19 protein-coding genes are annotated in these 25,016 nt (G+C 42.1%); 17 read left to right on the top strand and 2 right to left on the bottom strand.

Going from position 1 to position 25,016, the window contains the following annotated elements; translation table 11 throughout:
* Positions 1-5: 5 nt before the first annotated feature.
* Both PHG22_03020 and PHG22_03015 read left to right on the top strand, forming a co-directional pair.
* The gene (locus PHG22_03020; GenBank protein MDD5490743.1) at positions 6-1,961 is read left to right on the top strand and encodes a hypothetical protein; all 1,956 of its coding nucleotides are present in this window, start codon (positions 6-8) and stop codon (positions 1,959-1,961) included.
* Between the two features lie 337 nt (positions 1,962-2,298).
* Positions 2,299-3,450, top strand: coding sequence for a glycosyltransferase family 4 protein (locus tag PHG22_03015; protein MDD5490742.1), 1,152 nt, complete (start codon positions 2,299-2,301; stop codon positions 3,448-3,450).
* Between the two features lie 296 nt (positions 3,451-3,746).
* Here PHG22_03015 and PHG22_03010 read toward each other — a convergent pair whose 3' ends face one another.
* Positions 3,747-4,037, bottom strand: coding sequence for a helix-turn-helix domain-containing protein (locus PHG22_03010; GenBank protein ID MDD5490741.1), 291 nt, complete (start codon positions 4,035-4,037; stop codon positions 3,747-3,749).
* A 268-nt stretch (positions 4,038-4,305) separates the two neighbouring features.
* Here PHG22_03010 and PHG22_03005 point away from each other — a divergent pair, with 268 nt between their 5' ends.
* From PHG22_03005 to PHG22_02940, 14 genes are all read left to right on the top strand, one after another.
* The gene (locus tag PHG22_03005) at positions 4,306-4,857 is read left to right on the top strand and encodes an RNA polymerase sigma factor (GenBank protein ID MDD5490740.1); all 552 of its coding nucleotides are present in this window, start codon (positions 4,306-4,308) and stop codon (positions 4,855-4,857) included.
* A 5-nt stretch (positions 4,858-4,862) separates the two neighbouring features.
* Positions 4,863-6,140: a hypothetical protein gene (locus PHG22_03000; protein ID MDD5490739.1), complete on the top strand. Its 1,278-nt coding sequence runs from the start codon at positions 4,863-4,865 to the stop codon at positions 6,138-6,140.
* Between the two features lie 330 nt (positions 6,141-6,470).
* Positions 6,471-10,217, top strand: coding sequence for a hypothetical protein (locus tag PHG22_02995; GenBank protein MDD5490738.1), 3,747 nt, complete (start codon positions 6,471-6,473; stop codon positions 10,215-10,217).
* Between the two features lie 209 nt (positions 10,218-10,426).
* A complete protein-coding gene (locus PHG22_02990) occupies positions 10,427-11,068 on the top strand; it encodes a transposase (protein ID MDD5490737.1) in 642 nt (213 codons plus the stop codon).
* A 12-nt stretch (positions 11,069-11,080) separates the two neighbouring features.
* The gene (locus tag PHG22_02985; GenBank protein ID MDD5490736.1) at positions 11,081-12,664 is read left to right on the top strand and encodes an Ig-like domain-containing protein; all 1,584 of its coding nucleotides are present in this window, start codon (positions 11,081-11,083) and stop codon (positions 12,662-12,664) included.
* Between the two features lie 54 nt (positions 12,665-12,718).
* Positions 12,719-14,773 carry a S8 family serine peptidase gene (locus PHG22_02980; protein ID MDD5490735.1) on the top strand — a complete coding sequence of 685 codons (2,055 nt, stop codon included), beginning with the start codon at positions 12,719-12,721 and terminating at the stop codon, positions 14,771-14,773.
* 171 nt (positions 14,774-14,944) lie between these two features.
* Complete coding sequence (locus PHG22_02975; protein MDD5490734.1) at positions 14,945-15,964, top strand: GDP-mannose 4,6-dehydratase; 1,020 nt, start codon at positions 14,945-14,947, stop codon at positions 15,962-15,964.
* Positions 15,965-15,994: 30 nt separating this feature from the next.
* Positions 15,995-16,663 carry a glycosyltransferase family 2 protein gene (locus tag PHG22_02970; protein MDD5490733.1) on the top strand — a complete coding sequence of 223 codons (669 nt, stop codon included), beginning with the start codon at positions 15,995-15,997 and terminating at the stop codon, positions 16,661-16,663.
* Between the two features lie 40 nt (positions 16,664-16,703).
* Positions 16,704-17,042 (top strand): DUF2304 family protein, encoded by a 339-nt coding sequence (locus PHG22_02965; GenBank protein ID MDD5490732.1) that lies wholly within the window; start codon positions 16,704-16,706, stop codon positions 17,040-17,042.
* A gap of 142 nt (positions 17,043-17,184) precedes the next feature.
* Entirely contained in the window at positions 17,185-18,234 is a 1,050-nt protein-coding gene (locus PHG22_02960) for a glycosyltransferase family 2 protein (GenBank protein MDD5490731.1), read from the top strand.
* Positions 18,235-18,242: 8 nt separating this feature from the next.
* Positions 18,243-19,457 carry a glycosyltransferase family 4 protein gene (locus PHG22_02955; GenBank protein ID MDD5490730.1) on the top strand — a complete coding sequence of 405 codons (1,215 nt, stop codon included), beginning with the start codon at positions 18,243-18,245 and terminating at the stop codon, positions 19,455-19,457.
* On the top strand, positions 19,457-20,641 hold the full coding sequence (locus PHG22_02950; GenBank protein ID MDD5490729.1) for a glycosyltransferase: 1,185 nt from the start codon (positions 19,457-19,459) through the stop codon (positions 20,639-20,641). Before PHG22_02955 ends, PHG22_02950 begins: the two co-directional genes overlap by 1 nt.
* Positions 20,642-20,785: 144 nt before the next feature.
* On the top strand, positions 20,786-21,685 hold the full coding sequence (locus tag PHG22_02945; GenBank protein ID MDD5490728.1) for a hypothetical protein: 900 nt from the start codon (positions 20,786-20,788) through the stop codon (positions 21,683-21,685).
* A gap of 240 nt (positions 21,686-21,925) precedes the next feature.
* Positions 21,926-22,195 carry a hypothetical protein gene (locus tag PHG22_02940; GenBank protein ID MDD5490727.1) on the top strand — a complete coding sequence of 90 codons (270 nt, stop codon included), beginning with the start codon at positions 21,926-21,928 and terminating at the stop codon, positions 22,193-22,195.
* 99 nt (positions 22,196-22,294) lie between these two features.
* On the opposite strand, the gene PHG22_02935 is transcribed toward PHG22_02940, so the two are convergent.
* Positions 22,295-24,397 (bottom strand): hypothetical protein, encoded by a 2,103-nt coding sequence (locus PHG22_02935; GenBank protein ID MDD5490726.1) that lies wholly within the window; start codon positions 24,395-24,397, stop codon positions 22,295-22,297.
* Positions 24,398-24,438: 41 nt separating this feature from the next.
* On the opposite strand from PHG22_02935, the gene PHG22_02930 reads away from it, so the two are divergent.
* Positions 24,439-25,011: a CDP-alcohol phosphatidyltransferase family protein gene (locus PHG22_02930; protein ID MDD5490725.1), complete on the top strand. Its 573-nt coding sequence runs from the start codon at positions 24,439-24,441 to the stop codon at positions 25,009-25,011.
* Positions 25,012-25,016 lie beyond the last annotated feature (5 nt).

The following is a 25,016-nucleotide window of genomic DNA, read 5'->3' as shown; positions in this document are numbered from 1 at the left end:
TGGGTATGGTTGAAGAAAAAAATAAATTAGAAAATAATTCCGAACCCAAGGAGTCTTATGTTTGCGAGGAGAAAAGCGGAAAATTGGTTTGCGAAAAGAAAGAAGAGGAATTAGTCGTTAAAAAATCTTCCCCCTTATCTGGCAAAGGCAATATTTTTATTGGTACTTTAAATATTATGGCAGCGCCGGCCAAAGCCATAGCCGAGCCGTTGAAAAGCCATTACACCAAGAAGTACGAAGGTAAATATAAGCACGCCAGAAAACTTTTTATTTTAGACATGATTTTACTGGCTATAGTCGGATTTTTGGTTTTTGCGGATATTTATTTATTTTTTGGCGGACGATTTGGTTTCTTCACACCCAATAATCGCGCTTTAATTGATGTGAGTTGGGGGAATGAAAAGATAATCAGCGGCGATGAAGCGGCATTAAAAATTGATTATTTGAATAACAGTAAGGATTTACTTAAAGATGTTTATCTCACTGTTGATTTCCCTGAATATTTTAAAGTGACGAATTATAGCGAGAGTTTTGACCCCCGAAGTCATATTTTTAATGTCGGCGATTTGCCGCCCGGAGCTAATGGCAGTTTTCAAATAGCTGGCAGATTATACGGCGGGACAGATAAACCAGATAAAGTTGAAGGAGTTTTGACTTATAGCGTCGGCGCTCGCCAGGGGAGTCAAGCTTTTCAGGCTGAGTATTTAGTTGAGGGCTCAAAAGTAGGGGCAGAACTTTCGGCCCCGGAAGCGGCGATTAAAAATCAATTTTTTAATTTTAATGTCAGTTATTACAATAATACCCCCGATAAAGCGGAGCAAATCTTGATTGTCCCTGAAGGCGGAGCGAATTTCCGTCTTGGCAAAGCAAACTCTTTTTATGACGAAAATCTTGGCGGTTGGGTGATTAAAGGTTTGGAGCCCGGCGGTGTCGGAGAGATGGCGGCCGAGGGAGCATTCTTTACCGATAAAATCAGCGAAACATTGCGCCTTAAAACATATCTGTTTTTTGGCAATCAAAAATTATTACAAGCGGGAGGTAAAACAGATATTAAAATAATTGATTCGGGTTTAGTTTTTGGAATAGAGGGCATGGGAATATCCGAAGCAGTTAATTTGGGGGAGAAAATTGATTATAGAATCAATTTTCTCAATAAGGGTAAATATAATTTTCGCAATGTTATTATTACTGCCGTTTTGGAAAGCGAATTTTTTGACTTATCTTCGGCAGAGGGCGGATTGGTTAAGGACGGAGCAATAATTTTTGATTATAATTCTTATCCGGAACTCGCTTTATTAAAACCAGCTCGTGCCGGTGAATTAAATTTTTCCGTGAAGCTAAGGAACGACGTTCCGGCCGGAGAAATTTTTAAAGGAGAAGCGTTGATTAAAAATTATTTAATGGCAGAGTATATTTTAGAAGATGATATTGACCGGCCGGCGAAAGAAAAATCCCCGATTTTTGAAAAGAAAGTTAATACTGATTTGCGCCTGGATTCCTTCGCCAGATATTTTTCAGCGTCCGGCGACCAGCTGGGCCGCGGGCCTGTTCCTCCTAAAGTCGGAGCAACGACCAAGTACTGGATCTTTTTATATCCGTTAAATAATTTAAGCGATGCCACGGACGTTGTTATTTCTGCCGTTTTGCCATCCAATGTAGAGCTCACCGGACGGAGTTTGCCTATGGATTTAATTGAATTCAATACCGCTACTCGCGAACTTCGCTGGAATGTTGGAAAGGTCAACCGATATTCCGGAGAGTCGGGGAAAGGGGTTAGTTTTGAAGTATCTTTAATACCGGAAGAATCACAAGCGGGTAAGGTAGCGGAACTTTTGAAAGATATTAAGATCAGCGGTCAAGATTCTTTCACTGGCCAAGAATTATTTAGCGTTTTTCCGGATATAACCACGGAATTGAGCAGAGATTTAAGGGCTAAGGGCGAGGGTGTGGTTAAAAAATAGAAGAAATAAATTAGAAAAATTAACTAAAAAATGGCTAAAATAAGCCATTTTTTAGTTAATTTTAGCTATTGACAAAAAGGGCTAAATGTGCTATAATATATCGTTAATCAATTTTAAATTAGTTTAAGTTTTTAGTGGTTTAAAAGAATAGCCATGACCCCGCCAAGGCGGGGCGAGACGAGGATATTAATATGTTTAACTTTCAGCAGTTTTAATCTATTTATTTAAATTATGAGAATAGCAATGACCCCGATAGTTATCGGGGCGCGAAGTGATTATTAAGAATGCGGGAGATTATTTATAGTTATACTTTATTTATTATATTATGCGAGTAGCCATGATAGGACAAAAGGGAATACCGGCTATCTATGGAGGGATAGAGAAGCACGTGGAAGAGCTTAGCGTACGGCTGGCTGGTTTTGGCGTGGAAGTTTCGGTTTATTGCCGTCCTTGGTATAGCAATAACGGAGAAAGTTTAAAAGTTTTTAAAGGAGTTAATTTGGTGTATTTGCCGAGTTTAAAGACAAAACATTTGGACGCCATTTCTCATACTTTTTTAGCCACCCTCCATGCTTTATATAAAAAAGCCGACATAATCCATTATCACGGAGTGGGGCCTTCTCTTTTGGCGTGGTTGCCGAGGATTTTGAGTCCGCGCACTAAAGTTATCACTACTTTTCATTGCATTGACCGCAAACATCAGAAATGGGGATGGTTTGCCAAACTCTCTCTTAGATTAGGGGAGTGGGCGGCTTGCCGGTTTGCTCATAAAACCATTGCCGTGTCTAAAGTTTTAAAACAGTATTGCAATGAGGTTTATGATTGCGAAACTATTTATATACCCAATGGCGTCAATGTTGAACCAGCTCGGGAATTTGGCGATAATTTAATCAAGCAATTTGGTTTAGAAAGGGGTAATTATATTGCTATGGTCTCCCGCTTAGTTAAGCACAAAGGAGCACATTATTTGATTGAGGCCTTCAGGGGCTTGAAAACCAATTTAAAATTGGTGATTGTGGGCGGTTCGGCTTTTACCGATAAATACGTTGGCGAGCTTAAGGATTTGGCCGGGGACAATTCCGATATTATTTTTACCGGTTTTCAATCCGGGGAAACTTTAAAACAGCTTTTTAGTAATGCTTTATTTATTGTTCATCCCTCGGAATCCGAAGGGTTGCCGATTTCCGTGCTGGAAGCTATGTCTTTCGGCAAGGTGGCGTTAACTTCCGATATTCCGGAAAATTTGGAAGCAGTGGAAAATTATGGTTATACTTTTTCCAATAAGAGCGTTTTGGATTTACGAGAAAAAATAAAAATTCTAATTAGTAATAAAAAGGATTTAGAATCTCTCGGGGCTAAGGCTCGGGATTTTGTAGGAGCGAATTATAATTGGGATAAAATCGCTCGGCAAGTTTGCGATAATTATTTCTCTTTAATGCCCGGCAGTGAAGCCGGAGCGGTTAAAGAATTGGGAGTGATTCAAAACTAAAAAATTTCATCTAACGTGATTATAAAAAAGGAGCGGTTACTTTGAGCCGCTCTTTTTTATAATCATTATCACGAATGCGCTATTTTGTGTCATCTCTAGTCGTCCGTAGAGACGCCCCGCCGCGGCGGGGCGTCTCTTCAAATCCCAAGTTCAATCTGCAAGATTGAACTAACAAGGGATTCTTCCCCCGCCAAGGCGGGGTCAGAATGACAAATAGGGGCGGGATGACGAAGGACAATAAAATGAAAGATTAGAATAAGAAAAAATAGGAGAGCCGAAAGGCGTAAGTTACGGGATTATAAATTTCTATCCTTTTCCGTTTCCAATGTTTTAGGATTTGGGCTAAAAAGTCGGTTTTTGATTTTCCATTTATCCACATACTGGCCGATGCCTTGTTGTGATAGCTTATTTTTTACTTTAGATTTTTTTTGCGACCATTCCAGCGCGCTGGCGAAATTTATTTTATATCTACCCCGAACCACAACGTATTTTAATTCCTGGTCTTTAATGGCGCGGCGGATTGTTTTTTCATTTACCCCAAAAAGGCGCGCGGCTTCATTAATTGAAACTCGGATTAAGTTTTCCATAGGTAGCGGTTAAAAAATTTATTGATATGTCCACAATAGAGTGGACATATCAATTATAAACAATGTTAATTAAGGAGTCAAATTTTGAGTAACTGTTATTAACAGTTAGGGGGGGGTTTGACAAGAAAAATACAATGCCGTATAATAGTAATTCATCTGAATTTATATTTAATATTAGCCAATAATTAAGGGTTTATAGCAAACGATTGGCAAATATTGTATAATAATGTCTAACTGTAACGTTTTCTCATTTTAACCGTCTTATTAAATGAAAACTTTAAATAAATTTAAAGAAAAATTTCTCCTTTTTCGGATTAGAACTCGGGGCGATAAAGAAGCGTATGGCGAATTATATGATAATTATGTAGCCAGCATTTATCGCTTTATTTATTTTAAAGTGAGTTCGCGGTCGGAAGCGGAAGATTTGACCTCGGAAACCTTTTTAAAAACATGGGATTATCTCGCTGACCAGGAAAAATCCAGCCGAATTGAGACTTTCGGACCTTTCATATATAGAGTGGCGAGAAATTTGGTAGTTGATTATTATCGGAATAGGATTGAAGAAACGGCGCTGGAAGGGATTGAGAGTTCCACCGAGAAAATGGATTTGAAAACAAACATGGAGTTGGATGAGCAAGTGCGAGAGATAGAAGAGGGGATGAAAGATTTAAAAGAAGAATATAGAGAGGTAATTTTACTTAAATACATAGAGGGCTTGGGGATCTCTGAAATAGCGGAGATTATAGATAAGACCAAGGGCTCCACTCGGGTTTTACTCCACCGTGCAGTCAAAGCATTAAAGGAAGTGGTAAAAGAATAAAATAAATGTCTAAAGAACTCATAAAAAAATTAAAAGCGCTGGAGAAAATTGCTCCACAAAAAAACTGGCAGGAAAACCGGCGGGCTTTTATTTTATCAAAAATAGATAATACCAATTTAACCGATGCCAAAGAGAATCTTGGCCGTTGGGGCAGTTTTTATGCCTCACGTTTTGCTTTTTGGACAGTGCGTCCGGTAGCGGTTTCGGCGATGATTCTTATTGTGGCTATGAGCGGCGGTATTGCCACCGTGGGCGCTTCCAGGGGCAGCTTGCCAGGCGATACTTTATATTCAGTTAAACTCGCAAGCGAACAAGTAAAGCTGGCTTTGACTACCGGAGAGGTGGGAAAAGCCAAAGTTCAATTATCCATGGCTGAGAACAGAGTGCAGGAGATAAAGGAGTTGGTCAAGCAGAATGATTCCGGGAAAAACGCGGTTATAAAAAATACGGTTAAAAATTTAAAAGTTAGTGTCACTGCCATCCAAGACCACATTGCCAAAGCGCAGGAGAAAGAAGTAACCAACGAATTAATAGCTTTAGCGGAGGAAGTGAATACTAAAACTAAAGAGTACGCTAATACTTTAAAAGAGAGTAATACGGAATTACATAATAACGAAGTTTCGGCAGAAAAATCCGAAGAAAAAGTTGAAGCCAAAAAAGCCGTGGACGAAGCGGTGGAGGTGGCTCAATTCACCAGCACGGACGCTTTAAGGGTTTTAATTTACCAAGAAAAGACGGAGAAGATAAAAATAAATCAGGAAGAAGTATTAAAAAGATTAAATAATGAAATTGAGGATTACAAGACGTCCGTAACTAAGCTTTGGGAAAAGGAAACAGCCACGCAAAATTTATATAATTCAGCGAGAGACCTAGCCGGAGTGTTAGAGGGGCATAAGGAAGCAGTTAAAATGGAAAGTGTTGAGTATCGCGCGTTAAGCGAAGAAGAATTAACGCAATTAAAGGAAGCTAAGGATTCCTTGGCTAATATCAGTGTGGATTTAAGCGAACTGATAAATCAGATAAAAGACGCTGGCGTGCCGGTGGAACAAAGATTAAAGTGGTTGAAAGACAGGAGCAGATTTGACAAATTGATTGATGACTTGATTCTTTCAAAGGCCAGCGTGAACAATTTAGAGAAATATGTAGGGAAGACAAATGAGAGCGTCACGGCCTTAACGGAAAAGTTAAGTAAAATAGAAACGGATATAATTGTGGCGAAAGAAGAGCCGAAAACGGAAATAACAACGGAAGAAAATAAACAGACGGAAGAAGCGGTGGAATAAATAGTATCGGAATCGGATGATTGGATATTAAAAATAGATTTGTCATTTGAATTTTAGATTTTGTCATTTTTTGTGTCATTTTTAACGCGCTATTTTGTGTCATTCTGAGTCCCGAGAACTCGGGACGAAGAATCTGAATCCGAGATTCTTCATTCCGTTCCGAATAATCGGGACTCAGGGTGACATATCAAAGAGGTGGAGAGGATGACGCGAGGTAATTATTAATAAAAAATCTCCCATATTTGGGAGTTGTAGCGAGCTAAAAGGTCGAGGCCAAACGGCCGCTGGCTGCATAACCTAATTTAAAATTAAAGAAAGGTAAATTAATTTATGACAGATGTTTTACGCTTTGGGAAGAAAGCTTTTACCTACACCGTAATTGTGACAACCATCATCTGGGCGATTGGGCTCGCGGCTTTTTTGCCGTTGACCGCCAATGCCGCTACCATTACCGGTGGCGACCTGATTAAGGCCAGTGGTGCAGCTGTTTACTATTATGGCAATGACGGTAAGAGATACGTCTTTCCTAACGAAACTACCTACAAAACATGGTACGCCGATTTTTCCGGCGTTAAGACCATTACCGACAGCGAATTAGCCGCGGTCTCCATTGGAGGCAACGTGACTATGCGTGCCGGTACGAAGTTAGCTAAAATCACTACCGATCCCAAGGTCTATGCCATAGAACCGGGCGGAGTTCTCCGCTGGGTTGAAACAGAGACCGTCGCTAAGACGCTTTGGGGCAATGACTGGGCCAAACGCGTAGTTGATGTTCCGGATGCTTTCTTCACCAACTATTCTTCCGGTTCTTCTTTAGCCACTGCCACGTATCCTACCGGCAGTTTGGTTAAGACCGCCGGCAGTGCCGATGTTTATTACATTGACGGCACAACCAAAAGGAAAATTGACAATGAAGCCGCTTTGACCGGAAATTTATTCCAGTCAGCGAACATTGTCACCGCCTCTGATTTAGCCGCCTATACTGCTGGAGCCATTATCTCCGGCAAGGATAGCGCCATTTCCAATGTTGCCGGCAGTACCTCGGTTGCCACTGGTCCCTTGACCATTGCTTTGGCCGCCGATACTACGTCTGCCGCTTCTGTTGCTAAAGGCGCCAATGCCAACTTTACCAAGGTGACTTTCACCACCGGAGCCAACGCGGTGAATATCAGTCAGATTTACGTCACTCGCTATGGCTTATCCGCCAATACCGAGTTGGAAAATCTTAAATTCGTTGACGCGAACGGCACAACCGTCGGCAATGTCGCGAGTTTGAACACTGATGGCCGCGCTTTAGTCACTTTCTCTCCGAATTTAGCTTTAGCCGCCAACAGCAGCGTTAGCTACTTCATCCGCGCTGGCTTTACCGCCACCGCCAATACCGGCATTACCGCCGCTTTAGGTATTAATGCCGCTTCGGATGTCACTTCTAACGCCGCTTCCATCGCTGGCACTTTCCCGGTCAAGGGTAATTATATGACTACCGTGGCTGTCACTATCGGCACTGCTAGTGTTGACGCTGATGGCAACGTGACTGATACCACTCCGGATGCCGGAGATACCAACGTGGTGGTTAACAAATTTAAAGTAAGCGCTGGTACTACCGAAGCTATCACCATTGACGCTGTTTCCGCCATTGAAGCCGGCACTGCTTCTTTGACTGATACTAAGAACATTGAATTATACAGTGTCACCTTGGGTAAGTCCTTAGGAGAAGTCGCTTCTTGGAATGGCGAAGGTAAAGTCACTTGGAACAACCTAAATATCACGGTTGACAAGGGTAATGTCCATCGCTTTGAAATCAGGACTGATATCGTTTCCGGCGCTGGCTTAACCGTCAACGCGGATATTTCAGATGGTTCTGATATTTTAGTAACTGTCAAGGGCGCCACTTATGGCTTCTTTATCACTCCTACCTTAACGACTGCTACTTGGACTGGTAAGGGCGGTACGGGAGCTACAGCTGTTAATCAGACCATTAACGCCGGCACTTTGGTTATTAGCAAATCTTCCACTACTCCGGCTACCGGAAATGTGGCGGCTGCTGATAATCAGGTTTTGACCACTTGGGATTTTGAAGCCAAGGGCGAGCCGATTAAAGTCACTTCTTTAAGAGTGGCCTTTAATCTTACGGCTGGATTCGTTGATGGCACTGATGAGACCCAGCTTACCAACGTTAAGATTTATGATGAGAACGGCGTGATTGTTGCCGGTCCGCAGGATCTTGGTACTACTAACCTCACTGTTAACGGCACAACCTATGAAGGTTATATCACCTTCACTGACCTTATCATTGTTCCGATTGGAACTCATAAATATTCCGTCAAAGCTAAATTAGCTAATAGTGTTTCCACTGGCGATGCTTTGGCAGTCGGTATTCCCGACCCGGATACTTATGTTGTTGCCAAGGGCTACAATACCAATGATACGGTCACTCCGTCCCCGACCACTTCCAATGTTGATGGCAATACCCAAACCGTGAAAGCCGCTACTTTAACGGCTACCACTTTAACCACCACCCCAGCCGCGAGAAACATCGCCGCTGGTATCCAGGATTATCTCTGGATGGTCGGTTCTTTGGATGCCACCAACTCTGGTGAGGACATTCAGGTGACTTCCATCGTTGTTGAGGACACTGTGGCTGATAGCGATGTCACTCGCGCTGCTGGTTTCGCTGATTTAAAGAACGCCGAATTATGGGCGGACTTAACTGCTGAAAACAGCACTCGTGGTGATGCTTATGAGACCAAGATTTCCAGCACCGAACAGCCGTCTGGCTCCGGAGTTGGCGATCATACTTTGACTTTCAGCTTAGCCCAGACCTTAACGATTAAGAAGAACACCTTTACCAAGATTGCTTTCATTGCCGACTTAAGCTCCTTTACTCCGGACGGCGTTGAGACCCACCGCATCAGTTTTGACACTGATGCGAGTGATATCACTGCCACCGGCGCGGAGACCGGCACTGATATTTCCGCTAACGTCACTCCTTCCGGAGCTGGCCAGTTGATGACCATTTCCGCTTCCGGTGTAATTACCGTGAGCTTGGATTCCACTGCTCCAGCCGCTTCTTTAATCGGCGGCAGCACTAATGGAGTCACCTTGGGCGTCTACAGATTGGCCGCTTCCAACGTTGAGGACATTGATTTGGACCGTCTTGATTTCACTGACAACGGTTCCAATGATGTCGGTGTCACCACTTACTACCTCTATCAGGGCAGCACCCTGATTGCTTCCCAGGCGGGCGGAGCCACTGTTTCCTTCATCTTAGATGACGGCGCAGTGACACTCCCGGCCAATGGCCATATCCTCTTAACTCTTAAGGGCGATGTTGCTAAAGTTGACGGAAGCACCGTGGTTAATGGTTACACTGTCAGGCCTTCTATCGCTGATCCTTCCGGTGAAGTCGGCGGAGCTCCTACCACCACCGATAACGATGGTGACGTGAGAGGTACTGGTAAATCCAGCGGAGCCACCATTGATGGCTACAGCAATGCCACCACTGATGCCGCTGTTCAGTCCAATATTTTCACGATGTACGAGGCCTATCCGTCCTTCGCCTTTGTGTCTGATTCCCAGATTGGCAGCACCACTACTGGTAGCTCCAAGCAGTATGTCGCTAAGATCGGCATTACCGCTTCGGCTGGCAATGACATCACCTTTGAAGATGATGATGGCAACCAGTTAGTGCTCCAGATTACGACTGTCACTTCTGCCGGCGACGCTGGCAACGAGAATATCGTCTTGGAAGATGTTTCCAACGGTAATACTCTCTGCACAGTCGCTACGGAAATCGACAACACTTCCGGCGCTCATGAATCTACTTGTACTTTTGATACGAATAGCTTCACTGTGCCGGCTGGCGAAACCAGATACATCAAGGTGTACGCTGACACCAGTTTGCTCATCAGCACTGGCGAAAGCTTACAGGTTAGCGTGGATTCTGCCACGGCTACCGACCTTGACTGGAGTATCAACAGCGCCAACTCTACCGATAACTCTGCCACTAATAGCTTCAACAAAGCGGATGTTATCTGGAGAAGCGTCGCTCCGGGCCCGGTCTTGAGCCATACCTAATCCGAATTTCTTAGTTTAACGGTAGCTTTTACAAAAACCGTTCAAAAACCCCCCGATATTTTGTCGGAGGGGTTTTTGTGTTTGATTAAATCCCGTTGTAGGGACGCCCCGCCGCGGCGGGGCGTCCCTACAAATGACGCGGTATAATCGTAGACGCGATTAATTGCGTCTCTACAATGATGCGATGAACAATGTTAAAATGATTTTGTATGTTTGATTTATTCCAAAATAAGTATCGTATCCAATCCACGCGTTTGGAAGATTGGGATTATTCGCAAGATGGATATTATTTTGTCACTATTTGTACGCAAAATAAAAGATGTTTGTTTGGTGAGATTAAAGACGAGGAGATGATTCTAAATGGGTTAGGGAGAATCGCGGTAAAATGTTGGTTGGAAATACCCCAACATTCCCCGTTTGTTTTGCTAGACGAATTTATTGTTATGCCCAATCATATCCATGGGATAATTGTTATTAAAAATAATAATGGCATAAAACGGCGCGGAAATGTGATACAAAATAATAACGTTAACCGTGACAAAAACGATAATTCCGTAGAGACACGCCATGGCGTGTCTCTACAAGATGAAAATAAAAGTAAGTTTAACAAATTTTCCGTCCCGATACCCGGTTCTTTGCCAACTATTGTTAACCAATATAAATCCTCGGTAAAACGTTGGTGCAATAAAAATGGATATTTATTTTTCACTTGGCAACCTCTTTATTATGACCATATTATCCGCGATGACGAAGAATTGTATAATGTCCGGAATTATATTATTTCTAACCCCGAAAAATGGGAGAGGGATAGAAATAATCCAGCCAATATGGTAAAGTATAAACAGAAATAATAAATCAAAAATATGAAAAAAGTTTTATTTTTGTCCATTTTTTTGTTGGCGACCCTGGCCATTCCGGCAGGCGCTTTTACGGGAGCCAATTTTACGAATAACAACGCTCCAGAAGCCACGGCCTACGAAAACGATTTTGACGTTTTGGTTTTAGACGTGATTATTCCGGATAATAACGGCTCGGCTGACACGTTTAAAGCCATAACTTTAAGAAATTTGGGAACAGCGGCCGAGAGATTGAATATTACCAAGCTGGTTATTTGGCAAGACAAGGGCCTGGCCGGTTGGCAGGGATTGGGAGTTGATGGTGTTTTAGGCGAGGCTGTTTGGGATAGTTTGTATAGTTATTGGTATTTAGATAATTTAACCGCTACCGTGCCCGCAGGCGGATTACGAATCTTTGCGAGCGTAGAAACTGCCTCGCCTTTGCAACACGACACCACGGTAAAAATGACGGTTCCTATGTACGAAGATAAAAATAGTAATGGTTCTTTTGACTCGGGAGATACCGGGATTTTTGTCGCTTCTAAAAATAACGGCCCCACCGGCTCGGCCGTAGAAAATTATTTTTATCAGAATATAAACAAATCTTTATACGATGGTGCTGCGCCGAGGACCAATCTTACCAACCTCACGGATGGCCAGACGTTAACCGGTGGGACTTTTAAAATTACCGGTCAATCGCGCGACCGCGGTAATTCCGGTTTTGCCGCTCCAAAAATTGTGATTGATAGCAAAGAATACGGGACAACGGAAGACAGTTTTAGCAGCGAAGGGTTATTGTCTTGGCATTATGACGCTAATTTTTCCGCCGGCAGCCATAAAATTAAAACCATCACTACGGACAATTATTTTAATAGTTATGAGTCGGCCGAAATTTCCCTTAATATCACCGAAGTTACTGTTACACCGGTCGTTTTTTCTTCAGAGAATTCCTCGGTTTCCGCTTCTCTCCACAGTATTTTGGCCAACGGCAGTTCGGCGGTAAAGATTACTGTGACCGCCAAAAACAATTCCGGTGAAGTGATGCCCGGAAAGGAAGTGACTCTTTCCTCCACTCGCGCGGCAGAAGATATTATCACCATACCAACCGCGACAACCGACGCTAAAGGCGAAGCGGAATTTTCAGTTGTTTCTAATCTCGCTGGTGAGAGTATTTTCACGGCTAAAATAGCTGGCGTGGCTTTAAAGGAAACGCTGGCGGTTTATTTTTTTGCCGCCCCCGGCGGAACCTTAATCAAAGGCCAATCGTCAGCGGCGGTTTATCTTTTAGGGCTCGATAATAAGCGTTATGTTTTTCCGCAGGAAGGAGTTTATAAATCTTATTATGGCAGTTCTTTCGCCAGCGTGAAGACAGTGAGCGATGTTGAGCTGGCAGGGTATCCTTTGGGTAAAAATATGACTTACGCGCCCGGAACGCTCATTAAAATTCCTTCGGTGCCAAAAGTTTATGTCGTGACTTCCGGCGGAGTTTTGAAATGGGTCAAAACCGAAGACGCGGCTATAAAACACTTTGGCGCTAATTGGGCTAAATCGGTCAAAGATGTTTCCGAAGCGTTTTTCGTGGATTATAAAGAAGCGGGCGCATTAGAATAAAAAGAATGTAATCAGTTTTAGTTATAGCCGGATTTTTATCGGCTTTTATATTTTATGAAAGGTTTTATAAAAATATTTTCTCTTTTGGTTCTATTTTTTATTGGCATCAATGCCGCCCAAGCTTTGGTTTTCCCCAACGACCCTTACTACAAAAATCAATGGTATCTTAATCATATAAATTTACCGGCGGCGTGGGATTACACTCAAGGTTCCGAGAGCGTGGTAGTGGCGGTCATAGACAGTGGAGTTGATATTAACCATCCCGATTTAAGAGAGAATATCTGGGTTAACAGCGACGAGATTAAGGGTGATGGGATTGATAATGATGAAAATGGATATGTTGACGATGTCAATGGCTGGGATTTTATTAATAATATTCCCGACCCTTTACCCAAATATAGCGCAGCGGGTTTTACTAATGTCGGCATGCAGCATGGCACGGTTATCGCCGGAGTGCTGGCCGCTCGCGGCAATAACGGAGAGGGCGTGGCGGGCGTGAGCTGGCGGAGTAAAATTATGCCCCTGCGCGCGATGAATAGCTTCGGCAGCGGCGATGCCAACACGGTAATCAGGGCGATAGATTATGCCGTGGATAACGGAGCCCAGATTATTAACATGAGTTTTGTCGGTTTTGCGGATGAACTGTCTTTAAAGCAAACGGTTGAGCGAGCTTATAACAAAGGAGTTTTAATTGTGGCCGCCGGAGGGAATAATACGACGAAAAAAGAAGGTGATGACTTGGATTTAGTTAAAATGTACCCTATTTGCTTCAATGATTCGGTAAATAATTTGCTTTTAGGGGTTTCTTCCACCGATGCCAATGACCAGAAGGCAAGGTTTTCCAATTATGGCTCTTGCGTGAATATCTCCGCGCCCGGGATTGATTTTTTTAGCACGGAATTTTTAGATAAAAAATTTGGCTTTAATGAATCTTACGGCGGCAATTGGTCAGGAACTTCTTTGGCCACCCCGCTTATTTCCGGCACGGCCGCTTTAATAAAATCTTTTAAACCAAACTATTCCGTAGAAAAAATTATCAAATTGATTTTGGAAAACAGCCAACCGATAGACGATAAAAATCCTTTCTATGTCGGTAAGCTGGGCAAGGGGAGATTAAATACGGAAAAAATTTTTTTAGCTATGGCACAGGAGAACAACGAGGAAGCAATGGCTCCGGCGATTGCTCCGGAACCGGCCCAATGGAAAGATGAAATTAAATTGCTTGTTTCCGGGGAGCAAGGGTTTCCCGCGGATGTTAAGTTTTTTCAAAACAGTGGAGTAATAAAAGAATGGCCGGTTTTAGTAAATTTCAAAGGCGGGATAAATATAGCCAGCGGAGATTTGGATGCTAACGGCGCCAGGGAAATAGTCGCGGCGGTCGCTTCTTCCGGCGGCCCACAGGTGAGAATTTTTAGTGAGAGCGGTCAGCTTCTTGGTCAGTTTATGGCTTATCGCGAGTCCTTTCGCGGCGGTGTCAGTATCGCTGTGGGCGATTGTTTGGGGGATAGCGGTGAGGAAATCATTACCGCGCCGGCTTCGGATAATGTTCCCGAAGTAAGAATTTTTAACAGCCGCGGAGAACTTTTGAAAAAATTTCTGGCTTTTAGCGAATCTTTCCGCGGCGGGGTTAATTTATCCGCCGGAGATTTAAATGGCGATGGCCAGGATGAAATTATCGCCGCGCCGGCGAGTAAGAGTAGCGCAGAGGTAAAAATTTTTGACAGCAACGGGAAAGCGCTGGGGAATTTTTTAGCTTTAACTAAAAGTTTCCGCGGCGGGTTAAATGTTTCCGTAGGAGATATTAACGGTGATGGTGTGAAAGAAATAATCGTCGCCTCGGACTCAGATAATGTTCCCGAAGTAAGAATTTTTAACAGCCGCGGAGAACTTTTGAAAAAATTTCTGGCTTTTAGCGAATCTTTCCGCGGCGGGGTTAATTTATCCGCCGGAGATTTAAATGGCGATGGCCAGGATGAAATTATCGCCGCGCCGGCGAGCAAAGGCGGTCCGCAGGTAAGAATTTTTAATGGCGGCGGGGAAGTTTTGTGGCAATTTTTTGCTTTTGACCAGAAACTTAGAGGCGGGCTGAATGCCAGCGTGTTGAAATAAATTTATGATTTTCCCCCATTTGCCGGCAGGCGAAAAGCTTCGTCTGATTATTTGAGCGGACAACCCAGTCGGATGACCGAGCCATTTTATGAACAAATCTTTGCGTTTTCTTGCCAAAAATAGCTAATTTTACTATAATTAACCAAGGTTTAACAATAATATAGATATAATATGGTAGCAGCAAAAAAGCCGATATTCGGCAAGAAAAATGTATTAATCGCCGGCGGAGCAGGGTTTATGGGTTCGCATCTTTGCGACCGGCTGATAAAAGAAAGCAAAGTTATTTGCGTGGATAATTTTTTAACTAGTAATGTCAGAAATATCGAGCATTTGTTGCGTTCTCCCGATTTTGTTTTTATTAACCATGATATTACCAAACCGTTTGATTTGGAAAATTTTCCGGAATTAGAAAAGTTTAAAATTCCCTTTCAGGGCATTCAGGAGATTTATAATTTCGCCTGCCCGACTTCTCCAAAAAAATTTGACGATTTTAAGATTCAAACGTTAGAAGCGAATTCCACTGGGCTGATTAACCTTTTAGAAATAGCCCGCCGGTATAATTCTAAGTTTATTCACGCCTCTTCTTCTGTCATTTATGGTCCGCGGACCGAGGAAATAGTTTATTTTAAAGAGAGTGATGTGGGTGTTGTTAATCATTTGACTCCCCGCGGCTGTTATGATGAGGGCAAGAAATTCGCGGAAACGATAGTGAATACTTATCATGATGTTTATAAATTGGATACCAAGATCGCGCGTATTTTCAGGACTTATGGTACCAGGATGAGAATTAATGACGGAGAAATGGTGCCCGACTTTATCGTTAACGCGCTGGACAGCAAGGATTTAGTTATCTATGGAGACAAAAGTTTTTCCACTTCGCTTTGTCATATTGATGATGTCATTTCCGGAATTGTTAAATTAGCATCTTTGGAAATTAATGAACCCGTAAATTTAGGAGGTCCGCAGGAATATAAGTTGGCGGAAGTGGCGGAAAAAATAATTGAAATGACGGAGTCCAAATCAAAAATTGTTTTTGAAAAACCTTTGCTTTTTATGACCCCCTTGGGTTTGCCCGATATTACCAAGGCCAAGGAAGAGCTGGGTTGGTTGCCGATAGTGACCTTGGAATCAGGCTTAAAACAGACCATTGAATATACTATGGCCGAAAAAGGCCTTTTAGGATTTAATTAAACGCATTGCTAAGGAAAAGTTTTGGCATTTATGAAAATAACAGTAGTCATCCCGGCTTTTAATGAAGAAAAAACAATCAAAAAAATTTTAGAGGAAGTTAAAAATTGTGGCGCAGATATCATCGTTGTCAATGACGGTTCTTCAGATAAGACAGGTGAGATCGCCGAGAACGAAGGAGTGACGGTAATTAATCATATAATTAATCGCGGATTGGGAGCGGCTCTTGGCACTGGCATAGAAGCCGCTCTTTTAAGCGGAGCTGATTATATAGTGACTTTTGACGCCGATGGCCAACATCAGGCCGAAGATATATTTCGTTTAAAAAAGATCGCGGAAGAAGGCGGTTATGACATCGTTATAGGTTCGCGCCTTTTAAATCCCAGGGGGATGCCATTGGCGAGAAGGGTTGCTAATTGGTTGGGCAATTTATCCACGTATCTCCTTTTTGGGATTTGGGTGACCGACAGTCAGTCGGGACTGCGTCTCTTTACCGCCCCCGCCGCCAGCCTCCTTCATCTAAAAAGCAATCGGATGGAAGTTTCCTCGGAAATCATCAAAGAGGTGAAGCGTCATAATTTTAAATTTACGGAAATCCCGATTGAAGCCGTCTATACCGATTATTCACTATCTAAAGGGCAAAACTTTGTGGTGGGTCTTAAAACTCTTTGGCAATTAATTTTACAAAAAATAAGCAAGTAATGACACGAAAAATAAAGAATAATAACGAATCTTTACGGATATGTTAATTCAATTTTTTATTGTTTTATTCGTTCTTTTTGTTCTCTCTCGTATTTTGTTGCGGTTTAAAAAGGGAGAAATTACGGCCAAAGAACTTCTGTTTTGGCTGATTTTTTGGATAGCAGTCGCGGTAGCGGTGCTTTTGCCCCAGACCACGAGTTTGTTGGCTAGCTGGGTGGGGGTCGGGAGAGGAGTTGATTTAGCCATCTACGTTGCTATCGTTGTGATTTTTTATGTCATTTTTCGTATTTTTGTCCGTTTGGAAAAAATTGAGCAGGATATAACTAAAGTGGTGAGAGAGATGGGTTTAAGAGAAGAGAGAAAAAATCCGAAATCCTAAATCCGAAATTCTAAACAAATTCAAATATCAAATAATCAAAATTTAAAACGGTTTTAATATTTTAATTCGTGATTTATATAGTAGTTAGGATTTAGAAAATAGGATTTGATTAGAAATTAGTCATTGGGAATTAGAAATTTGTATGAAGGTTTATATTATTATTGTCACTTATAACGCCGAAAAATACCTGCCGGATTGTCTCGGCAGTATTTTTTCTAATTTACCCGAAGATAAAGAAGTAAAGGTTTTGGTTATTGATAATAATTCAACCGACGGCACGGTTAAATTTATAAAAGAAAAATATCCGGAAGCGATATTGATTGAAAGTCGAGAGAATCTCGGTTTTGCCGGCGGCAATAATATAGGCATTAAAAGGGCGCTGGACGATGGCGCCGATTATATTTATTTATTGAATCAGGACACGATAGTGGAAAAAGGATGGCTGGGAGAAGCGATTAAAGTCGCCGAAGCGGACCAAGGAGCCGGAGCTGTCCAGTCATTGCTTTTACTCCATCCAGAAAGGGAACGCATTAATAGCTGGGGTAATGAGATACATTTTTTGGGCTTTGGCTATGCCGGCGGTTATCGCCAATTGAATCACTCGAATCTAAAATTGGAAGTTAAGGAAATAACTTATCCGAGCGGTGCGGCGGTTTTAATAAAAGCCGGAGTTTTGAAAGAAGTCGGGCTTTTTAATCCTTTGTTTTTTATGTATCACGAAGATTTGGATTTGGGTTGGCGGATGCGCCTCGGCGGATTTAAGATTTTATTGGCCCCAAATTCCGTCGTCTGCCATAAATATGAATTTAGTCGCAGTATTAAGAAATACTATTTTATGGAACGCAATCGTTTTTGGGTGTTAATCCAGAATTATAAATGGCCGACACTGATTTTATTTTTCCCCGCTTGGCTCGTAATGAATATCGGTCTTTTATTTTCTTCTTGGCGCGGCGGGTGGCTCAAAGAAGAGTCCAGGGTCGGTTGGTATTATTTAAAAGCGCGCCATTGGCGGATTTTACTCGCTGACAGAAAAACGGTGCAGGCAAAAAGAAAAATAAAAGACCGGAAGATTTTGAAATTTTTTACCGGTAAAATAGATTTTCAGGAGGTCGCCAATCCGTTAGTGCGTTTTATTTTAAATCCAGTTTTTAATTTATATTTTCAATTCTGCCGGTTAATTATTTGGTGGTAGCTTTTAATATGGGAATAGGCGATAAAAAAAATAAAATAGCGGAAATTGTCTGCACTTTTCCCCCTTATCGCGGAGGGATTGGTAATGTGGCCAAGGAAAATTCTTTGATTCTCGCCCGTCGGGGTTACGCGGTGGAAGTTTTAACTCCGTGGTATTGGGATTTTTGGGAAAGATTGCGGGGGAAAATTATTGACCCGCCGGAGATCGAGGTAAAAAGGATGGTGTCGTTTTTTAGTTATGGCAATGCCGGAATTGTGCCGCAGCTTTGGTGGCGTTTGGGGCATTTTGATTTTATTCATCTTCACTATCCTTTTTTTGGCGGCGCGGAAATTGTTTATTTCTGGTACGCGGTTAAAAAATTTTATTGCCGTTTGATGAAAAAGCGCTGTCTTTTGCCGCGGCTGATAATTACTTATCACATGGATGTTGTCGGCCGAGGGATTTTAGGATTTATTTTTCGCTGGCATACCAAGTATTTGTTAACCGGAATTTTAAAACAAGCGGATAAAATTATCGTTTCTTCTTTTGACTACGCGAAGGAATCAGATATCAAGAATTTTTTCTTTACCCAGCAGGATAAATTCACGGAAATACCGAATGGCGTGGATACCCGAAGGTTTTTCCCGCGTAGCCAAGACAGGGAGTTGTTGGCTAAACATTCTCTTGGTGAAGGAGATAAAAAAATTCTTTTTGTCGGTGCCTTGGACAGGGCGCATTATTTTAAAGGTATAGATTATCTTTTGCGCACGATAAAATTAATCGGCAACCCAACGATTAAATTGCTGATTGTCGGCGCCGGCAACATGAAAGAAGAATATATCGCCAAAGCCCGCGCCCTTGATATTGCCAGCCAAGTGATTTTTACGGGGTTTGTCAGCGATGAAGATTTGCCGCGCTATTACAATTTAGCGGATTTATTCGTATTGCCATCTACTGATAAATCCGAGGCCTTTGGCGTGGTTTTAGTGGAAGCCATGGCTTCGGGCAAACCAGTTATTGCCTCCAATCTTCCCGGAGTACGCAGTGTAGTCGAAAATGGTATCAATGGATATTTAGCGGATTTAAAAAATGAAGGAGATTTAGCCAGCTGTATTAAAAATATTTTTGCCAGCGAAGACCTCTCCCGCCAATTTGGTTTTGCCGGCAGAAAGAAGGCCGAGCAAAAATACGATTGGAAAGTTATTGGCGATAAATTAGAATCCCTCTTCAAATCTTTTCAATAATGAAAATAGGCATTATTTCCAATTTTTATTATCCCTACGAAAGAGGCGGGGCCGAAAGGATAGCCGCTAAAATTGCTAATGGTTTGGCGCATCGCGGCTATCAAATTTTTGTTATTACCACCAAACCGAAAGAATCGGGTTTGGGACAAGAGGTGAAAGGCGGCCAGCTTATTTATAGATTTTTCCCGAAAAATTTATATTGGCTCGGCGATGCGCATAAACACAGTTGGATTAAAAGATTTTTTTGGCACATCTTTGACACTTTTAATTTTTATAGTTTTAAAGAAATTAAAAAAATTCTAAAAAAAGAAAAGCCAGATGTTGTTTTAACCCATAATTTGAAGGGTATCGGCCTTTTAACGCCCCTGCTTTTAGGAATATTGAAAATTAAACACATCCACACTCTTCATGATATTCAGCTTATTAACCCTTCGGGTATTGTTTTGTGGGGCGAGGAGAAGAAAATTAAAAATTGCAATTTTGTTTTAGCAATTTACGCCTTTATTTGCCAAAAACTTTTTAGTTCCCCGGCCGTGGTGATTTCTCCCAGCCGGTGGCTTTTATCCGTTCATAGTTTCGCGGGCTTTTTCCCCACTTCAAAACGGACGATTCTCCCTAACCCTATTATGCTTTTTGATGCCGACATCTCAGAGGGGGAACGGAGCGAGAAATTTCGTCTGCTTTACTTGGGGCAAATAGAAAAACATAAAGGCATCCTTTGGCTTATAGAAAATTTTAAAAACATTAATAACGATAATTTAACTTTACGAATTGTCGGTGGTGGCGCGGCAATGGGTGAAGCCCAAAGATTAGTCGGAGAAGACAAGCGCATCAGCGTTGAGGGGCCGGTGGAGCAAAGAGAAGTCGGGAAAATTTTTAGTCAGGCGGATTTAACTATTGTTCCTTCTCTCTGCTATGAAAATTCACCGTCAGTGATTTATGAAAGTTTATATTATGGCGTGCCGGCGGTGGCCGCCAATATCGGCGGCGTCGGCGAGTTGGTGGAGCTTGGCAAAAACGGCTTTACTTTTGAGCCCGGGAACGGGGAGGAATTTGCGGGCATTTTAAAATACATTTTAGCCAGCCCGGAGGAGTATCTAAAAATGAAAAATAACGCTCGGCTGTCAGTGGCTAAATATAATTTGGATAACTATATCGGGGGGCTGGAAAAATTATTTAGTTAAGGCCAGCCCGAAATTCGCTTTAGGCCTTGACAGATTTTATTATTTGTAATATATTAAACTATTCTTTCGGGGTGAAAGAATCCTAGTCCTCGGGCAGAGGAAAAATCCAAAAAGCGGGCAAAAAGTCTGCTGGGAGGTTTGGCAATGAAATACGGAGAAGTGACTTTAGGAGAAGTGGAAGCTGCCATTAATAATTTGGGCGGCAAGAAAGTATGGGATGCTTGGCTCAGGGGCGAAAAAACCGTGACGGTTACAGACGCAGTTCGACTACTCTTTGACAAACACGGCCGACGGATTCCAGAAGGACTCTCGGCCAACGTCTGCGACGGGGACAGGAAATTTCGGCTAGTTCAACCGGAGCTGAAGGCAGAGGTTGATTATCTCAAGCGCCTTAGTCGATTGCACGAGTGTCTCGGTTCGTTTACGGCGATTACTGCCGGACAATTCAGGGCGGAAACCGAACGTCTGTTGGCTTTAATTCGGAACAACCCCCAAATCGCTAATATCATAAAAGGTGTAGGGCTGCCGGTGGTTATACCTCCACTCACGACCAAAAACCCCGGAGTTATTCTCAAACAGTATCTTGAGGCGGTCGGCAAGAGTTATATAAGAACCTTCGGTGATCGGGAGTTTCGTAATCTTCACAAAAATACCTCGGCGAACGAGTTTAGCATCGTTGAGGGAAGCCGGCATGACCAGCTTATTGAACGAATGAAGTGGGGGCCGGTTATCGGGATTCACTTCCCAGCCCCCTTACAGGGATTTTCCATCAATGCCGACAGGGAACAAGTGTCAACGTTACCCGAAGGGTTTATTCTTTCCGGTATGGATACTCCCATTGCTATGGTAATGTATCCTGACATCTTGGCGCGTGATAGGAATACACTATGTCTAAATATGGCCGCTCTTTCCGCCCAATCCGCCGAGTGCACACCCGCTTTCGTTGCTCACAACGAATATCTCGTCTTCAGTAACGACAGCGACCCGACCAGTGCCCTTTGTTTCAATTCTGGCGGTCTCTTGTTCCTCGGGCCTGTCAATTAGGCGGGCAAGTGGTGTTATGCTGATAAAGGGTAAATAAGTGTTCTTTAGCGCGATCCAATTTGGATTGCGCTTTTTTATTATAATGTTTTAATGTTCCCATGCCATTATTTTACTTTTAGCTCTATCAACTTTTGGCACGCCAGTCACGACCGATGTGTCTTGACAGAATTATCAAGATATGCTATATTTAAAAGTTTATTGTTGCCCAATTTTTTATTTTTAGACAAAGGAGGAATAAAAATGGGTTATTTTTTGAGAAAAATAAAAAGTGGAGAATTGGAGATTCCACTTCTTGGAAAAGTAAGAATTTTTCAAGCCGTGATTAGCCATGCGGAAGAACACATGGGAACCCTGTTCATTCCGACTTATGACAAAAGCCCGTCAGGAGCTTCTAAAACGGCTACGCGCCAGGCCTTAAGGTTTGTAGATGAAAACATTTCCGAAGAATTTATTTCTGGCATTTCAGTAACAGTCGTGGAAAGTAAAAATCTTTTTGAAGCCCCCAATTAAACAAATAAAAAACCTCGCGCTAATAACGCGGGGTTTTATTTTGTTCTAACGCCGTAGAGACACGCCATAGAGTGTCTTCTCTACAAGCAGGTTTTATTTTTATCTCTTATACTCAAAAACGTAAATTTTACCGTTGTCTAATTTTACAAAATTATCGGCCGAGGACTTGGCTTCCTCTACGGTGATGGCCGAGCGGTGCCAGTAATCATTCACCACTAAAAACCCGGCGTCAACTCCGACTAAATCCATAGCTTCTATCATTGTTTTCCGTGCCGCTTTTTCGTAAACCATTTTTAAATAATAATCGTAAAGCGGGCTGCCGGTAGGAATAGGATAATAAAATATCTCTCCGCGGGAAGTTTGATAATACTTAGCAAAGCCAAATTCTTTTAAGGCCCCGGCCGCCACCATTTGATTGGCAAGTACTATGTAATCTCCGCCAGCTGTATTTTTTATATAATGAACGGCGCTGAGGTCAGCTTGGCTCAAATTATATCCGCGGGCGTCGTCATAATCGTCCTGGCGCGGGTAAGAAACGTAAAAAGAGCTGATTATGGCAATGGTTAAAATTAAAATAAAAAATGATTTGTAAAAGATATTTTTTTCGGTAATTTTTTGGGCTAGCCAGTCAAAAGTCCAAAGATAAAATGGGATGAGAAAATAAAAACTCAACTCTAAAATTCTGGAGGCGTAATTTTGCCGTTCGTAAGCGATTAGCCCTTGGAATTGAAAAAACAAAGTCAGGAGCAGATAATTTATGATTAGAATTATAAAAGAATAAACGAAAATTTTTACCGAAGTATTTTTTTGTTGCCTTAAAAGAAGCCAAAAACCAACGGCGGCCAGCGCTATGAACCAAAAATTAAAATTCCAAGCATACAAATAAACTAAATCTAAAACCGCATCAAATTTTCTGACCAGCACCGGCCACTGCCAGTCATTCAGGATATTCGGCGGAGAGAATCTAATGACGGTTGAAAGGTTATTTGATACCACGGATTGCAGATAAAAAATAGCCGGCAGGGCGATGGCCGAGAGAAGACCAAAAAATAAAGACAATTTTTTATAATTCCGGCTTATCAAGAACAGAAGCGCTACAAAACATAGCGCCGGTATGCCGGCCAAGGGGTGAACGGCGGCGGCGGTCAGAGCCAGAATAAGGAGAATTGACCAGTTGATGTTTTCTTTAGCCGATGTGTATTTATAAGATAAAAGAGCAATAAGCAATACGAGCAGATTGGCTAAACCCTGGGGAGTGGTTAAGAGAAACACCCCGAAAGGTATGGTTAAAATAATTAGAGGCAAAAACTTTTTAGCGGAATTTTTTGCGAAAGAAAAATAGACGGTAGCCGGCAGATAAACGGCGTAAAAGAGGGGGACGAGAATTTTGTCAATCCATTCGTGGGGGAGCGACAGGATTTTAGTTAAATAAATAACCAAAGTATATTGTCCGAGATAATACGGTGTCTTGGGTGAGATAAAACCGTTGTTCAGAATAAATTTTTCCGTTGCTTCGTGGATGAAGGGGTCGTAGCCGTAGCCCAATTTGTAAATTATAAGAGCAACGGCGAGAGAAAAAAGAGAGTGGATGGAAATAAATAAAAGCGATAATTTAGTTTTATTGCGCAGAATGAAAACGAGGAGAATTGCCGTGGTGAGAAAATAAATTATAAAAAATGATTTAGGCAAAAGCTCCCAAGGCGAACGGATAGCCAAGTCGGTTCGGTGCGCGAAAAGCAGATAAGAATTAATGGCAATCAGCGTTAGATATAGGGCTGGTAAATACAAATTTTTTAATTTCAAACTTGTCAGTCCCTGGCGGAAAATTTGAAACTTGTCAGCCGAAGACTTATCGGTCCCTGGCGGAAAACTTGCAACTTGTATTTTTTTTGCGGCCAGTAATGCGACCGGAGTTAAGATTAAAAGAGCGGAGATTACAAAATTATTTAACTCGTAAAAAAAATAAATAATCGCGCCCCCCAAGGAATTAAGGCATAAAAATAGAAGTAGCCCATAAAAAATTGACCAGCCCGGATTTTCTTTATTTAAAAATAAAACACCGGCTAAAAAGCCGTTGAGTAAAAGATAGAAACAGCCGCCAATTATCCCGACTACCGTATTTTGCCAGAAAAAAATATTAAGAATTAGAATGGCTGGAAGAATTACGCAAAAAATGGTAAGATATAATAAGGGTTTCTTCATGATTTTCGGATATTTTAAGTTAGTTTAGCATAATTCAGCTTATGTGGAAAGGACCACAAATTTATCCTCAAGATTTGGTTTTTCGCTGGTTTTTTAATCCGATAATTCCAAAATTCATTAAGCCAAACCATATTACTATGGTGAGGTTTATTTTAACGCCCTTGGTGGTTTGGCTGATAGTTAAAGAAAATTTTAGCTGGGGAATCCCGCTATATATCTTTACCGCTTTTACCGATATGTTGGATGGGTCTATGGCGCGCGTGCGCGAAGAAGTCACCGAGTGGGGGAAAATTTATGACCCCTTAGCGGATAAATTACTCATCGGTTCGCTGGTTTTTATCATTGTTTTGCGTTATCTTTCTTTTTATCTTGCATTTGCAATTATCGCTATTGAAGCGGTGCTGATAATCGGTGGGTGGTTAAAGCATAAAAGAGGATTGGTTATCCAGGCGGAGATTTGGGGGAAATTAAAAATGTTTTGCCAATTTTTCGGGATTTTGTTTCTTCTTTTTGGATTATTATTTCAAATGCAGTCGCTCTCTTCCATTTCGGCCGGCACGCTTTATCTCGCTGTGATTTTTGCCATCGTGAGCTTATTTAGCCAAGGTATTTAAATAGA

The sequence above is a fragment of the Patescibacteria group bacterium genome, from assembly GCA_028716045.1.
Classification (GTDB): Bacteria; Patescibacteriota; Patescibacteriia; order JAQUQO01; family JAQUQO01; genus JAQUQO01.
This window is presented reverse-complemented; position numbering and strand designations above follow the sequence as displayed.